The organism is Streptomyces sp. NPDC028308, assembly GCF_055565855.1.
In genome coordinates, this window is record NZ_JBVHTO010000008.1 from 22,156 (window position 1) to 37,912 (window position 15,757).

Below are 15,757 nucleotides of genomic sequence, written 5' to 3' on the forward strand. Positions count from 1 at the left end.
CCCGATGTCCGAGGACCTCCAGTTCGCCCCGTACCTGCAAAGCCCCGTCGGCGGAGCGATCCGCAGCACGGTACCGAACGGGCCCGCGCTGCTGGATCCGGGGCTGACCCTGCTCGGGCCGGGCGGTGAGATCCCGGTCAGGCCGCCCGGCGACGCGTTGCGGATGCTCGGCCCCGAGGCCGTCATCGGCATCGACACCAGGCACGTCCTACGGGTCGATCCGCCGCCCGGCATCCAGGACGCCGAGCCGAACTACCTGGTCTGCGTGGAGTTCGACGCGCCCCAACTGCCCTGGCTGTTCACACCCGCCCGGCCCAGCGAGGGCATGCTGCGGCCCTGGCTGGTGCTGGTCGCCGTCGAGACCGCCGGGCACCCCCTGCAGGGCGGCGGGCCACTGCCCTTCGTGGACGTCGACGCCACGGCCCTGCCGCCGCTGGACCAGTCGTGGCAGTGGGCCCACGTCCAGCGCCCCGCGGGCCAGTCGGGTCCGCTGATCTCACGGCTGCTGTGCCCACTGCACCTGAGATCGGACACCGACTACACGGCCTGTGTCGTGCCGGCCTTCCAGGGCGGGGTCGCCGCGGGACTGTCCGGCGGCCTCACCGAGGTCGACCAGCACGGCGACGCCTGGCGCCGGGACCAGGGCGGCGTCCGGCTGCCGGTCTACTACAGCTGGCAGTTCCACACCGGCGCCCCGGGCGACTTCGAGCAACTGGCAACCGCGATCGTCCCGTTGTCCGCCGAGGAACGCGGCCCGCTGTCCGGCCGGACGGTCGACATCACCCAACCGTGGCTGCACGGCCCGCCGCTGGCCTCCGCCGATCCGCCCGGCGCCCGGCAGACCATCACCGTGCAGGGCGTGCTCCAGCTCGTCGACTCCCCCGCCGAACAGGCCGTCACCGCCCTCGCCGACTTCGCCTCCCGCGTCGCCCGGCACATCAGCCGGGGCACCGAGGACGCCGTCGCACCGCCGCTGTACGGCGGCCGTCCCGTCGTACGCGACGACGTCGAGGACGGTGAGTCCGGGTGGTTGGCCGAGCTCAACCTGAATCCGGAGACCCGGATCGCGGCATCCCTCGGCGCGGGCTGGGTGCGCGAGAACCAGGAGTGGCTGATGGCCCGGGCCTGGGACCAGGTGGGTGACGTCCGGGAGGCCAACCGGCTGCGCAGCCGTACCGCCTTCTGCACCGCGGTCGCCGACTCCGTCTACCGGCGCAGTGTGCAGACCCTCAGCCCCGACGAGACGCTCGGGCTCGCCGCTGCGGTGGGCGACCGCGTCCGCACCGGGAGCGAACTGCCGCTGCGGACCGAGGTCGTGGTCAGCCCGGCCCCTAACGAGCTGGTCGCCCCGGCCCTGCGGCGGCTGCTGCGGCGCCGTGGGCCGGTCGCCCGCCGCGCGGGCCTCGACGGGGAGTCGTACGTCCGCCGCACGCTCAGCGGCGAGCTGCTGCCGCCGCTGCCGACGGCAATGTTGACCCGGCCGGTGGAGGCCGGGCAGTTGGCGGGGGAGGACAGCGTCGAGCTCAACGCCAAGGTGGGCACGGCTTTGCGTGCGACCGCGACCGCGCGGGGCGCCCGGACGCTCAGGCTGCTGTCGGCCATGGCGCCGTCGGCGTGGGCCAACGGCTTCGACACCCAGGCAGGTGCGCTCACCGCGCTCGTGGCACGCCCGGCGGAGGGCATCGCGCCCGCCGAGGGGACGACGGGACCGGCCGACGCCCTGCGGATGTTCCAGGCGCTGTCCGCCGTGGAGCTGTCCGACCTGACCGGTGGCCTGTCCCCCGCGTTCGCCGAGCAGTCGCCGGACGCCGTGATGACGCTGGCGGAGCCAGACACCGCGCTGTCGCCGGACGCGTCCATGGGCGACGATCCGGGGGCGCACATCCTGGAGTTCGGTGTGCCCGTCGACGCGCACGGGATGCGCGAGCGCCTCGCCCAGGCCTTCGACCCCGGGCCCCTGCTGGCGGCCCGGCTCGACAGCACCGTCACCATCCTGTCCGAGGAGGCGCTCGCCGTGCCCGCCACGCCCGGCGAGCCGGTCATGACCGCCCCGGACTTCCCCGCGCCCATGGCCCTGGCACTCCAGGACACCGCGGGCGACTGGTTCCTCCCGGGCTCCGGGACGATCCCCGACGACCGGGCCGTGCTGCTCCAGGCCAACGCGCCGTTCATCGCCTCGTTCATGGTCGGCGTCAACGACGAGATGAACGGCGAGATGCGCTGGCGCGAATACCCCACCGACCTGCGCGGCAGCCCCTTCACACACTTCTGGCCGCGCCCCGACGGCGAGCCGGACGTACCGCCCGTGCACGCCTGGGACCCGGACGGCACGCTGAGCGCCCAGCTCTCCCTGGGCGCGGGCGAGCTGGACGTGCTGCTCATCCGAGGCCGCCTCGTGCGCCGGTACCCCCAGATGGTCGTGGCCGCCGTCCCCGCCCAGTCCGTGGGCGCGGCCGACCTCGGGCAGAGCACCTGGGAGCACCCGAAGATGGTGCTCACCCTGGACGAACGGACCTGCGCGTACGCGTTCGTGCTGCCCGGGGACATCCACGACTGGTGGTTCGTACTCGCCGAGAACAGCTACCGGATGCGGTTCGGCTTCGACAACCCGGTGGTCCCGGCGCCGCCGTACCGGCACTGGTCGGACCTGAGCTGGCAGGTCCCGGAGGGCGGTTTCGCCGACCTCTCGGCGATGCCCGCCGTGCCGGAGCAGGAACCCCGGCCGGACCGGTGGAACGCCGCCACCGTGGCCATGGTGAGTCTGCAGCGGCCTTTCCGGGTCGTCATGTCGGCCCGCAAACTGATCGGAGATCCACGGTGACCGTCAACCTGGAACTGGCCAAGGCCCGCCGGGCCGTCGCCGACGCCCGGATCGCGCTCGACTGGTCCCGCGCCGGACTCGCCATGTACGACAAGCGCATCGAGTCCGGGGAGAGTGGCCTGGAGGCCGAACATCTCGCCCAGGGCCAGGAGGCGGCCACCAACCAGACCCGCTATCAAGCCGCCCGCGACACCTACCACGAGCTGGCCTGCGAGGAGCCGGAGCTGTGGTCGGCCGACAGCCACTCCGACCCGCTGCTGCTCCTGCCGCTGCGCCTGGAGACGGTGTACCGCAAGGCCGGGGAGGCCGCGTTGGAGCTGTGGATCCGCGCCTACCCGGACGACATCCACGTCGACTCCCACGAGCCGGCCCTGACCCCGGCCGAACGTGTCGCGGCGGAGGCGTACTGGTGCGAGGTCTGGGCGGCCGGCCCCAACCAGGACCGCCGCAAGGCAGCCTGGGCGCAACTCGTCGCCGTGACCGGTCCGGGCCGCGCCGCATGGGCGGTGAAAGCGCTGCGGCCCGGCCTGCAGGATCCGCCACGGACCGAGACCCCGCCCGGCGCGAGCGCGCCCTCACCGGCCCCCTGGGCGGTGGAACCGCAGAGCCGCGACGGCTGCTGGACGCGGCCGGCGCACACGTACGCTCTGCCCGACCGGCTGGTGTTCTCCGGCTACGAGACTGTCGGGGACGGACAGATCGGGCTGGTCTGGCGCCAGGAGGGCGCGCCCGTCCCCGAGGTGCTCGACGTCGGCCTCGGCCCGGACAGCCCGGTGCCGCCCGGCTGGCTCAGCGACTTCGAGGAGGCCGTGCGGGTCGGCATGGGTGTCAAGGTGCTCATCGAGGGCGAGATGCGCTCCGACTTCAGCCTGGTCACCGTCGCCGGGGTGCGCGGCGGGACCTCGGAGCACACCGCTGAACTCATCGGCACCCTGCTGGACGCCCACCGCTGCACCGACGGCCTGGCGGTGCTGCCCACCGGCACGCCGACCAACAACACCGAGTCCACCAGGTCGGCCTGGCGCACCCGGATGCCGCCGCCCAGCCCGGAGAAGGCCGACGAGCAGCGCGCCGCCCTCGGTGACCTGGCGCCTGGCGGCCCTCAGGCCGCCGCCCGCGCCGCCCGGGCCCTCGGACCCGCCGCCGGGCGCGTGCTGGCCGAGACCGCCGACGGACTCGACGTGGACGACCACGACCTGCTGCGCCGGCTGCACGCCGCATTCGGTGCCATGGCCGCCGCGTCCACGAACTGGATGAACTACGACTCCGACACCCAGGTCGACCTGACCTTCCTCGTCCAGCACTTCGTCGAGCACGTGCGCGGCCGCGGGACGCTGCCCACGCTCCGGATCGGGCGGCAGCCCTACGGCATCCTGCCGGTCACCTCACTCGACCTGTGGCACGGCACCGAGGTCGACCTGCGGATCCTGGAACACCTCCAGAGTTTCCGCACCTTCGCCGAGTCCCAGGGCTGGCGTTCACCTACCCTCGGCAGCGGTGACGCCGACGAGGTGATCAACGACCTGCTGCACCGCCTGCCCGCCTCCCGGCGGCTGCGCTTCGTCCAACAGGAGCCGGTCAGCCCGCCGTTCCAGCCCGCGCCGGACACGCCGACCGGCACGATCCCGTACAAGAGCGGCTTCGCCTGGCAGCAGCCGCCCGACCCGGCGTTCCTGCCGCAGCCGCTGGAGTTCACCCTCACCGCCGAGCCCGCGCCGGAGGTGAGGGAACTGCTCCGGGCCCACCCGCTGCGCACGCTCCTCGGCGCCCTGCAGGAGTTCGCCCACCTGCAATCCCTCCAGCAGGAGGTGCCGCCCGAGGTCACCCAGCGACTGTTGGACCTGGGCCCCGCCTTCGAGGGAACCCGCAGCGGCAAGCTCGGGCCCTGGTACCACCTCGGCATCATGGCCCTTCACCTGTACTACTTCCGGCTCGACCAGCGGCTGCAGTCCGGCGGCACCGTGGACCCCGTCATCGACCTGACGGACGGTCAGGTGACGGTTCCGCCCGGCACGGTCCCCGAGTTCTTCGACTGGGCGGCCACCGCCATCGACCAGTTCGCCGCGGCCGAGGAGTTGGCCGACGGTGACCTGCCCCGGCTGGAGCTCCTGCTGTGCGAGGTGCTGGACACGCAGAGCCACCGCCTGGACGCCTGGATGACCTCCGTCGCCTCCGCCCGGCTGAACCGGCTGCGCCGCGACCGCCCCGACGGCACCCACCTCGGGGCGTACGGCTGGGTCACCGACCTGCGTCCCCTGGGCTTCGGCGAGGAGTCCGTGCCGACCGACCCGGAGGACGACGGGGACCCGGAGATCATGGGAAACCCGGAAGAGAACCCCCAGGCACCGACCGACGACGAGACTCCGGCCGAGCCCGCCAGGGAAAAGATCAAGGAGATCCACGACGGCTATCTCGTGGCCCCCTCCATGCACCACGCCACCACCGCCGCCGTCCTGCGCTCCGGGTGGCTCAGCCACACCGACGCGGAGGCCTTCCGCGTCGACCTCCCGGCGCGCCGGGTGCGCCAGGCCCTCGCCGTGGTGGACGGCGTCCGCTCCGGCCAGACTCTGGGCGCCCTGCTGGGCTACCAGCTGGAACGCGCCCTGCACGACGCCCACCTGGACGGACTGATCGCCCCCTTCCGCGCCGCGTATCCCACCCCGCACCTCGCCGAGCCGGACGCGCCGGGCGCGCAGGAGGCCCGTACCGCGACGGCCGCCCGTGACGTCGTCGACGGCCGGGCGCTCGTCGCCGACTGCACGGCCCACGGCCGTCAGCTCCAGGACCTCGACTCGCTCACCGAGGTGCTCACCGACCAGAGCCGGCCGCTGCTGGACCGGGCCGGTCCGCTCGTGAACGACCTGGAGGCCACCGTGGACGCGGTCGGCGACCTGCTGCTCACCGAAAGCGTGCACCAGCTCGTCGCGGGCCATCCGCTGCGGGCCGGTGTGGCCGCCGACGGCATCGCGCGCGGCGACACGCTGCCCGAGGAGTTCGAGGTTTTGCGCACCCCACGCTCGGCCGTCGCGCTCACCCACCGGCTCGGTCTGCTGGCCCCCTCCACCGGCACGAACGGCTGGACGGCGGGCCGGCCGCTCGCCGCGCTGGAACCCGCCCTGGAGCGCTGGTGCCAGACGCGGCTCGGTGACGCCGCAGGTTGGACGTTCGCCTTCGGTGACCCGGCCGCGCCCGCCCAGGTCTCCCTCGCCGATCTCGGGGTCTGCGCGCTGGACGTCGTCCTGGGCGCGGGATTGTTCCTGGACGGCGCCGACCGGCAGCCCGACGCCGTGACCGGGGCCGAGAGCGTGCTGGCGCACCGGCTGCTGCGGTGTGTCCCGGCGGGAGCCCGGGTCACCGACACCGGGGCCGCCCGGTTCGGCGAGCTGCAGTTGCTGTGCCGGTCGCTGGCCGGAGTCCTTGCCGCCGCCCGACCCTTGCTCGTCACCGACCTCGACCCCGGCGCGGGCGCCGACTGGTCGGCCGCCGACCTGCCGGAGCTGGCCGCCCGCGTCACGGCCTGGCACGGGGCGGTGACCCTCGCTCTCGCCGAACTGCGCCAGCGGGTGGAGGCGTTGCCGGGCACGGCCGACGAGGTCGTCCGGGTCCTGGAGACTCTCACCGACCTGGGGATGTCCGGCGCGTGGCCGTCGGCCCACGAGGGCGCCGATCGGGTGGAGTCGCTCCGCGGGCAGGCCCTCGCGGTGCTGAACCGCTTCGAGGCCGAGCCGCTTCCCGCCCTGCCGGGGCCGCCACCGCAGGATCCGTCGGCGGTCCTGGAGTGGGTGACCAGGCTGCGCGCGACGCTCACCTCGGTGCTCGGCTGGACCCTGCCCGTCCTGCCCGTACTCCACCTGGGCGGCAGCGCCGCGGCGAGCGCGCTGACCGGCCCCGCCCCGCAGGACGCCGACGAGGACACGGTCGCGGACTGGCTGCTGGAGATGGAACGCGTCCGGCCCCAGACACGCGCCTTCGGTGACGCGCTGACGGCCGCCGAGACGCTGGCCGGCACGGCCCCCTGCACCTCCGTCGTGGCCCAACTACCCGCCGGGCAGCCCTGGATCGCCCGCGGCCGGGCACCCGTGGCGTCGCGCAGTCATCCCTTCCCGCACCACTGCGCGGTGCTGCGCGCCGACGGTGCACCTGATGCCGAAAGGACCGCCGGACTGATCGTGGACTCCTGGACGGAGTCCGTGCCCGAGCCCGGCGTGGGCGAGCACCCGCCGGAGGAACTGGGCGGCCTCGCCTTCCACTACAACCAGCCCGACGCCCGCGCCCCGCAGGCTCTGCTCCTGGCGCTGCCGCCCGACCGCACACGCGGCTGGCGGATGGAGGACGTCCACGCCGTGGTCGAGGAGACCTTCGCGCTCGCCCGGCTGCGCGGCATGGACCTCACCGACTTCTACGAGCTGCGCGGCCTGCTGCCCATGCAGTGGACGATGCCGGCACACGGATGGGGACCGCTATGACCATGTTCCGGTACGAACCCGTGCCGCGTGACACCGGCATGGACGAGGCACTCGCCGCCCGGACCGCCGACGCCGCCTGGTTCCTCGCCCGGCAGTACGCGTTCGGAGAGTTCCGGGGCGACGACGCCGCCTCCCCCGTCACGGTCTCGCTCGCCCAGGAGACACACCGGCTGGACGGCTGGCGCACCCGTCCCGACGCCGAGTGGCAGCCGTACGAGCCGGACACGATGGTCCTGGAGTCCCTTGTCGAACGGGAACCCGGCAACGGCCTCGACGCCCGGCTGGCGATGGCCGGCGCGATGCGCTGGCGGCGCGCGCTGACCGCCGCCGGACTCGTCACCCTCCTGCCTGCCTTCGCCCGGGTCTGCCCCTTCGCCACCGACGGCCCGCTGGCCCCCACCGGTCTTTCCGCCGCCGTGCGCGACCGGCTCCCCGACCCGGTCGCCCTCGCACCCTGGCTGGCCCGGATCGCCGAACGCGACCAGACGGCCGCCAAGGAGTTCGACGCACCCGACACCGACGCCGCGCGCGAGGCCCTGGCGAGCGCGGCCGTCACCTGGCTGTCCTGGTGGCACGCGCACGTCCCGGACGCCGCGCCGCCCCAGCCCGCGAAGCCGCCCGAGGCATGGAACCCCGCACGCCTGGAGTACGCCTTCGAGGTACGCGCCTCCAGTCTGCCCGGCCTCGAACTCCACGCCGGGGAATACCACGGCGGTCACCTCGACTGGTGGGCCGTGGACGCCGCCCCGGACGCCCAACTGCCGGTCGACGCAGCCGCGGTGACGCGCGAGCAGCGCACGATCGTCCCCACCCCGGCGGTGTACGGCGGCATGCCCGTGTCCCGGTTCTGGGAGATGGAGGACGCCCGCGTCGACTTCGGCTCCGTCGACGCCTCCCCCGCCGACCTGGGCCGGCTGATGCTCATCGCGTTCGCCACGGTCTACGGCAACGACTGGTTCTGTGTGCCGCTACCGCTCGTCGTCGGCTCCCTGAGCCGGGTCGTGGACTGCTCCGTCCACGACGTCTTCGGCGGCGAGACGACCCTCGGTCACGCCACCGCCCGCGACTTCGTCAGCTGGAACCTCTTCGGCCTGGGCGACCGCTCCAACGGCGGTATCCCTCCGGCCGAGGGCATGGCGATGCCGCCCTCGCCCTGGATCTACCGGCCGGCGTCCCTGCCGGACGGTCTGGAGAGCCCCGCTGTCGAATCGGTGCTCCTGCTGCGCGACGAACAGGCCAACCTGGCCTGGGCCGTCGAGGAAACGGTCGCCGACCGCGCCGAGGAGCGGGTCGACCGCTACTCGCGCTGGATCGCCGCCACACCGGCCCCCGCGCGGGCCCCGGGCGCCGCGGAGCCGCCTGCCGAGGCCGCCCCGCGCTATCTGCTGGCCACCGACGTACCCGCCCACTGGTACCCCCTGGTGCCGCAAACCCTCGCCGACGAGGAGTCCATCCGCTTCCGTCTGGCCCGTCTGGCCCGCGACGACGCCTCGCTCGAGGCTCCGCTGGGCCGACTCCTCGCCGAGACGACCGGCCTCTACGAGGAGGAGGTGCCGCGCTCCGGCATCCGTGTCGAGCGCAGTCGGCAGTTCACGCGGTGGCAGGACGGTTCCGCGCACGCGTGGACCACCCGCCGCAAGGTGAGCGGGACCGGGGGCGGGTCGAGCGGGCTGCGGTTCGACGTGCTGAAGCAGGACTGACCTGAGACCGGGACCGGCATGAGCCCCGCCCGCTGCGGGCGGGGCTCATGCCGGTCTCAGCTGAGTCTCAGCTGTTGTCAGGAGTCCTCGAACAGCAGGTCCTCGGGCGGGTGGGTCATCCGCACGATCTCGCCGTTGGTGGTCTCCACGACCCGGTGCAGTCCCACGCAGCGCTCGCCCGTGGACAGGATGGAGAACCGGTCCCCCACGCCTGCCAGAAATGCGGGGAAGCAGGTGAGCGGCAGCGTTCCGAGGTTCAGGTAGTCCACCAGGCGGCGGAACAGTTTGGGCAGGAGCACGGCGTCGTCCGTCAGCGAGGACAGGCCGCTCACCTTCACCCCGCTCAGGGTGACGTCAGTCGGCCACAGGCCCCGGCCCGCTGTCCGGGCCTGTTCGGCGGTGATGGCCATCTCGGCGCGCAGGCTGGTGAACAGGCTGCGGTAGAACGTCGGGTAGGTCAGGCCCGCCGTGAGCAGGTGGTGATTGAGCGTCGTCCTCAGGACGGCGGGGTCGACGTCGATCTCCCGTCCGCTGTCCCCCGGTGGTGCGCCGCGGCCCGCCAGGGCGATGCACCGGCCGTGGACGTCGGTGCCTCGGGTGAGGACGAAGCCGGGGACCGCGTCCGGGGTGGTGGCGATCACGTTCTCGCCCTCACGCTGGACCTCGGTGAACCCTATCCAGCTCAGCAACTCGTCGCGCGCGGCGTGGGCGAACTGCAGGGGCTGGTGGACCCGGTTCGCACCGTAGTGCGTCTCCAGTGCGTCGATCGCGTCGAGCCGCAGCTTCGCGCGGCCCGTGGCACTGTGCTCGACGGCGCGGCCGCGTCCGCCGCCCACGAGATCCCATTCGGCCGGTTCGTCGGGGGTGAAGGCCACAGTGTCCCCGTCCGGCTGGGAGCCCTTGACTTCGTACAGGCCTTTGATCAGAAGCATGGGCATGGCGACTCCTCAGGCAGTCCCCCTCCGTCCAATTATGCCGCCGAATAGGGCATTTCGCACTTCATGGAAGGCAACAAGCCCCCGCCTCAAAGCCAGTTGAGGGCGCCTAGGGTCTGTCGTTTGGATCAGGCCGGCCGTGACAGACGGTTTGTCCCAGCCGGCCCGAGCGGGGTCTGGTGCGTGCAGCTGCAAGGCGGAGGAGGGAGTCGAAGCGGAGCTTCGGCGACCGACGACAACGCCGCAGATGTGCGTGCCAGACCCCGCGACACCGACCTGATCCAAACGACAGGCCCTAGACGGCACCTCAGACCTGGCCTCCGCCAGCCCAGGTCCGGCGGCCGCGGGCCAGGGGGCGGGGGTACCCAGGGCCACTGGGAGCCCCAAAACCCCCGCTCCCGTGTTCTCCTAGCCTGCCCGCTCGTCGGCTCCCGGCTGGCCGACGCGCTTGACCCTCAGGTCGAAAGCGAACGCCTCATCACAGGTGAGACGCACCTGCCGCCCCAGCACATTCACGGCCACCTCGGCAGTCAACGGAGTCCGCCAGCCCTTCGCCACGACCTGGCCCCACGGTTCCTGGTACACATCCTTCACCCGCACGCGTGGGCCGGACACCTCGTACGAGCCCTCGATACGGGCAATCTGCTCCTCCCCCGCAGCGACCCCGGCCCCTTCCAGCCGGCCGTATGCCACCTCTCCGACGATGGCACCCCGGTCGAACAGACCAGGCTCGACGGGCCCGCCACCCCCGTACTGCTGCCCGTCCACTTCCAGCGACAGGCCGATGTGGGTACCGAAGGCGGAGTTCTCGTAGAGCTCCAACGACACCTGCATGCCGTCCCGCTCGGCCTGGCACGTCGCCGCGTGACCCCTCTCACGGGTCACACTCACCGAGGTGTCCCGCTCACCCGCCACCGCCCCAGGTGCCACCGCCAGCAACGTCGCAGCCAACACACCGGTGACGGCAACCCGCTTCCCTACCTGCATCCCTCACCCTCCAAGCACCGTATGCCTGTGATACCTGCAGTTGGACTCACAGACAGCGCGCGAAGTTGTAAGCCGCCGGTGTCTTGCGACCGTTCGCCTTCCGGATGCGCTCGGGCTGGATGAGGGCGAACAGGGCGGGGAGTGAGGGCAACAGTGCTGCTCGACAGTTGCGCGGTGCCCTCAGTGTCGGCCCTCAGCTGTACTGCGAGAGCACAGCGCCGGACGTGCAGCCGTCGCCGTGACGCCGATCGTCACGGCACCACTCCTGCCCGAGCAGCGAGCCGGCTGACGACATCAAGAACGATGCCGTGACTCAGCTGTCCTGAAGACCGACCGCCAGCGTCAGTTCGAGGACCTGGCGTGGCGAGGCGAGATCCGGAAACAGCTCCCGCACCTGCGACATCCGGTACCGGACTGTCTGAGGATGGACGAACAAGGCCGCCGCCGTCTCGTCCCGCCTGCCCTGGTGCAGCAGCCACGCCCGCAGAGTCTCCTCCAGCCGCCGTGCGGTCGCGACAGGCAAGGTCCGCAAAGGTGCGAGGGCTCGGGCACGCAGGTCCGCGAACGCCTCCAGGTCGGCACTCAGCACCAGCTCCGGCAGGTGTTCCTCGGTATCGCGAATCTCAGAGGACAGGGAACGCGCGCGTACGGCTCGGGCGTACGAGGCGGACGCGCGCGTCCATGGGCGCGCCGGGCCGACCACGGCATTGCGGCCGGTCAGCCTCCGCAGGAGATGCGATCGGTCGGCGTCGGGAACGAGCAGCACACCGCTGGCGTCCGGCAGATCATCGAGGACGAGGGTGCTCGCGTCGAGCGCGCGGTAGGCGGGTCGGGCATGGGCCGCGGGCAGCAGGACCGCGGTCAGCGACACCGGAGGCTGCCACCCGGCCCGTTGGACAGAGGCCAGCAGCCCGTCCGGGCTCGCACCGGCGAGGAGGTCGCGGGCCAGGTGTTCCAGGTGGCGCTCCTGGTCCCTGCCCCGAGCGGCCAGTTCGTCGGCGTGGCCCGCGGCACTGGCGGCGGAGAGCTCGTCGATGTAGGCGAAGGTCAGCTCTGCGAACTTGGCGACCTCCGCGGCGGGCAGACCCGCGGGCACGGCACCCGCTGCCAGGCATCGCCAGGCCACACGGGCACCGACGCGGTAGGCGCTGAGCAAGGCGTCCATCGAACGACCGTCGCGGACCTCGCCGCGGCCCAGCTCGTAGGCCGCGTCGCCGGCGTCGCCGCCTGTGGCGTTCCCGCTCGCGAGGTCCAGGTAATGCCCCAGGGCGGTGCGGACGGCTCGGCGGATGGTGACGCCCATGTGGCCCGAAAGGGCGTTGGCGTAGGGCGGGACCTCGTCGATGATCGCCTGAACGACCTCGTCGGCGGTGCTCTTCAGCGCGGCCCGCAGTGCGGTGACCGTCGTCTCATCCAGGTCCAGTTCGCTGGCCCGCTGGACTGCGTAACTCATGTTCTTGTTCCCTGCGAACAAATCGACCGACCAGATTCACATCCTGCGGTCAGGACTTTACGCCCTGAGGCGCAGCAAGCTGGAGTCATGACGAGTACAGCCCTCCGCAGCAGGGCGTGGAAACTGCTCGAGATGGTCACGACGCCCCTACTGCCGTCGGACTACCTCGACCTGGTCAGCCCGCTGCGCGCGGGCGCTGACCTGCGTGGGCGCATCGAGGCCGTGCACCCCGAGACGAGTGACGCCGCGACCATCGTGATCAGGCCGGGACGGGGCTGGCGCGGCCACACAGCAGGTCAGTACGTGCGGATCGGGGTCGACGTCGACGGGGTACGCATGTGGCGTGCCTACTCCCTCACCTCGCCGACAAACCGCCGGGACGGCCGCGTCACGATCACCGTCAAGGCGATCCCGGACGGCAAGGTCAGCCACCACCTGGTCCACCGGGCGAAGCCTGGCACCCTGGTCCAGCTCGACCAGCCGACCGGCGACTTCGTCCTGCCGCAGGCCAAACCGGCCAAGGTGCTCTACCTGACGGCCGGCAGCGGCATCACGCCCGTGATGGGCATGCTGCGCGACGCCGAGTTCGACGACGTCGTCATGGTCCACTGCGCGCCACAGCCGCACGACGTGATCTTCCGCGACGAACTCCACGACCTGGTCGCGGCGAAGAAGCTACGGCTGACCGAGGTGCACACCGACACAGACGGCGTGCTCGACATTGCCCGCCTCGCCGAAATCGTGCCCGACTGGGCCGAGCGCGAGACCTGGGCCTGCGGGCCTGCGGGCCTGCTCGACGCCGCCGAGAAGCACTGGAGCGAGCACGACGTCCCGGAGCGCCTGCACACCGAACGCTTCCGCCCCAGCATCGTCGTCGCCGGTGACGGCGGCGAGGTCACGTTCAGCGCCACCGGCAAGAGCGTCGACGCGGACGGCGCCACGCCGTTGCTGGACGTCGGCGAGCAGGCAGGTGTGCTCATGCCCTCCGGGTGCCGCATGGGCATCTGCTTCGGCTGCGTCTCGCCGCTCAAGGCGGGCGCCGTCCGCGACCTGCGCACCGGCGAGATCACCGAGGCCGAGCCGGGCGTCCTCATCCAGACCTGCGTGTCCGCCGCGGCGGGCCCCTGCGACATCGAACGGTAGGAACAGTTTGACCGCCATCGACCCCACCGCCCACCTGACCGCAGAGCAGATCGAGGAGCTCGGCCGCGAGCTGGACGCGATCCGCGACGAGGTGATCGCCAGCCGAGGCGAGAAGGACGCCGCCTACATCCGTAAGGTGATCGCCGCGCAGCGCACGCTCGAGCTGGCCAGCAGGGGCGTGCTGCTGTTCTCGATGTTCCCGCCCGCGTGGCTGATCGGCACCGCCGGGCTGTCCGTGGCGAAGATCATGGACAACATGGAGATCGGCCACAACATCCTGCACGGCCAGTGGGACTGGATGCGGGACCCGAAGATTCACTCCACCACCTGGGAGTGGGATCACGTCTCGCCGGCCGATCAGTGGAAGCACTCGCACAACGAGCTGCACCACACGTACACCAACGTGATCGGCAAGGACAACGACCTCGGCTACGGCATCGTGCGCGTCGACGAGGACCAGAAGTGGCACCCGTTCCACCTGGGCCAGCCGCTGTGGAACTTCCTCAACGCCTGCTTCTTCGAGTACGGCATCGCAGCGTACGACCTGGAGCTCGGCAAGAATCTGCACAAGCGCCGCCGTAAGAACCCGGAGTTCCGCGCACGGGCCAAGGCCGTGGGCCGCAAGATCCGCAAGCAGGTGCTCAAGGACTACGTGATCCACCCGCTGCTGTCGGGACCGTCGTTCCTCCCCACGCTCGCCGCCACCTTCACCGCGAACCTGGTCCGCAACATCTGGTCCCACTCGGTGATCATGTGCGGGCACTTCCCCGAGGGCGTGCAGGTCTTCGAGCGCCGGTCGATCAAGGGCGAGACGCGCGGCCAGTGGTACCTGCGCCAGATGATGGGATCGGCGAACATCAGCGGCAGCAAGGCCATGCACTTCATGACCGGAAACCTGTCGCACCAGATCGAGCACCACCTGTTCCCGGATCTGCCGAGCAACCGGTACGCCGAGGTCGCGGTGAAGGTGCGCGCGCTGTTCGAGAAGTACGAGCTGGAGTACGTCACCGGGCCGCTGCCCAAGCAGGTGTTCTCCGCCTGGCACAAGGTCTTCCGGCTCTCACTTCCGAACAGCAAACCCAAGGTCGAGACGCCGGATCGCGAGCAGAAACTCGTCGCGGCCTGATCCCACAAGGGCGCAGATCTTGTGGCAGTACCGGCCGCACCCCGGGGTCGGGAGATCCGTTGCGGATGGCAGGCGACCGACGGCAGACCATACGACTACACGCGATCCGGTTCGTTCAGTGTCCGGCTGCGCCGCTGGCCGTGCGCCGGGAGCTCATCACCCGGCCCCGGCGCAGCGTTGCCGTGCGCTGACAGCGGCGGTCGAGCCGGGAGTCGGCTGGGTAGACGCACTCGCTTCACCGACGGACGGGCGGGGCGGAAGGTACGGGCTGCCGCGTGCGAGGCGTTGATCGGCGCCCAGTCCCCGGCGCGAGCGGATCGTTCAGGAGTGCTGCGGGATGAAGGGAACGGCAACGGAGCGTGCCCGTTCCCACATGCCGGGCAGCTGCTCCTCAAGACGCTGCTGCTCACCGTGCAGGGCGTTGAGCACCACCAGGCATCCGGTCAGGGCCGGAACCGCCCACTGCGCCACAGCCAGCTGCCGCTGGGCGCTGTCGAGGTCGATCGGATGCCGTTCAGCCTGCTCGGCGTCCTGCGGGTCGGAAGAGGAGGCCAGCTCGACCTTCTTGCCCAGGACCCGGGCGTAGGCGGTCGCGGCCAGAGCCGCAACGGTGACGAGGGTCTTGGCCGTGGTGGAGGCCCCGACGCCCTTCTGGGCGGCGACCCGGTGAGCGTTCGCGGCAAGCAGTCCGCCGCCGCCGAACAGGTGCACGCCGATGGCCCCGGCATTGACGGGCGTCCACTTCGCCCACCCCGACGAGGCGATCCGAGCCCTTTCCCGGGCCGTCTCGCCCTGATCCTTCGCTGCCCCGTTGAGACCGACCGCCCCCATGAGGGAGCCTCCGAACCAGGCTGCCAGACCCACATCGTGCAGGCTGCGGATGAGGGTATTGCGATGGGACATGACACTGCTCCTTGGGACAGGGGACCGTGCCGACGGGAGCGTCGCGCACCACTCCACCCTCACTGGAGCCCGGGATCGCCGCCATCACGACTGACCCAGACGGATGCAAATCCCCGTAAGAGGGCCGGAGCAGTCCGCATACGAAAGGCCGCCACCGAGACCGGGACGGCACCGCCCTCCATGCCCATGCCCCCCCCCGGATGACGCGTCCGTGACGACGATC

9 protein-coding genes are annotated in these 15,757 nt (G+C 71.8%); 5 read left to right on the forward strand and 4 right to left on the reverse strand.

What is annotated here, in order from left to right:
* Positions 1 to 4: 4 nt before the first annotated feature.
* From ACZ4VA_RS19085 to ACZ4VA_RS19095, 3 genes are read left to right on the forward strand one after another with little or no spacing between them, the layout of a single operon-like run.
* Complete coding sequence (locus ACZ4VA_RS19085) at positions 5 to 2,821, forward strand: hypothetical protein (protein WP_468082136.1); 2,817 nt, start codon at positions 5 to 7, stop codon at positions 2,819 to 2,821.
* Positions 2,818 to 7,287, forward strand: a complete 4,470-nt coding sequence (locus tag ACZ4VA_RS19090) for a hypothetical protein (protein WP_468082138.1) — start codon at positions 2,818 to 2,820, stop codon at positions 7,285 to 7,287. Before ACZ4VA_RS19085 ends, ACZ4VA_RS19090 begins: the two co-directional genes overlap by 4 nt.
* Positions 7,284 to 8,987 (forward strand): hypothetical protein, encoded by a 1,704-nt coding sequence (locus ACZ4VA_RS19095; RefSeq protein ID WP_468082140.1) that lies wholly within the window; start codon positions 7,284 to 7,286, stop codon positions 8,985 to 8,987. Before ACZ4VA_RS19090 ends, ACZ4VA_RS19095 begins: the two co-directional genes overlap by 4 nt.
* Positions 8,988 to 9,064: 77 nt before the next feature.
* Here the strand turns inward: ACZ4VA_RS19095 and ACZ4VA_RS19100 are convergent, their stop codons facing one another.
* The 3 genes from ACZ4VA_RS19100 to ACZ4VA_RS19110 form a co-directional block, all read right to left on the reverse strand.
* On the reverse strand, positions 9,065 to 9,925 hold the full coding sequence (locus ACZ4VA_RS19100; RefSeq protein ID WP_356175831.1) for a nuclease: 861 nt from the start codon (positions 9,923 to 9,925) through the stop codon (positions 9,065 to 9,067).
* A gap of 405 nt (positions 9,926 to 10,330) precedes the next feature.
* Positions 10,331 to 10,909, reverse strand: coding sequence for a hypothetical protein (locus ACZ4VA_RS19105; RefSeq protein ID WP_468082142.1), 579 nt, complete (start codon positions 10,907 to 10,909; stop codon positions 10,331 to 10,333).
* Between the two features lie 313 nt (positions 10,910 to 11,222).
* Positions 11,223 to 12,362, reverse strand: coding sequence for a PucR family transcriptional regulator (locus ACZ4VA_RS19110; RefSeq protein ID WP_468082144.1), 1,140 nt, complete (start codon positions 12,360 to 12,362; stop codon positions 11,223 to 11,225).
* A gap of 87 nt (positions 12,363 to 12,449) precedes the next feature.
* Between ACZ4VA_RS19110 and ACZ4VA_RS19115 the strand changes: the two genes are divergently transcribed.
* Together ACZ4VA_RS19115 and ACZ4VA_RS19120 are read left to right on the forward strand one after the other, a co-directional pair.
* Entirely contained in the window at positions 12,450 to 13,505 is a 1,056-nt protein-coding gene (locus tag ACZ4VA_RS19115; RefSeq protein ID WP_389392260.1) for a ferredoxin reductase, read from the forward strand.
* Between the two features lie 7 nt (positions 13,506 to 13,512).
* The gene (locus tag ACZ4VA_RS19120) at positions 13,513 to 14,631 is read left to right on the forward strand and encodes a fatty acid desaturase family protein (RefSeq protein WP_468082147.1); all 1,119 of its coding nucleotides are present in this window, start codon (positions 13,513 to 13,515) and stop codon (positions 14,629 to 14,631) included.
* Between the two features lie 321 nt (positions 14,632 to 14,952).
* On the opposite strand, the gene ACZ4VA_RS19125 is transcribed toward ACZ4VA_RS19120, so the two are convergent.
* Complete coding sequence (locus ACZ4VA_RS19125) at positions 14,953 to 15,534, reverse strand: hypothetical protein (RefSeq protein ID WP_356174866.1); 582 nt, start codon at positions 15,532 to 15,534, stop codon at positions 14,953 to 14,955.
* Between the last annotated feature and the right edge of the window lie 223 nt (positions 15,535 to 15,757).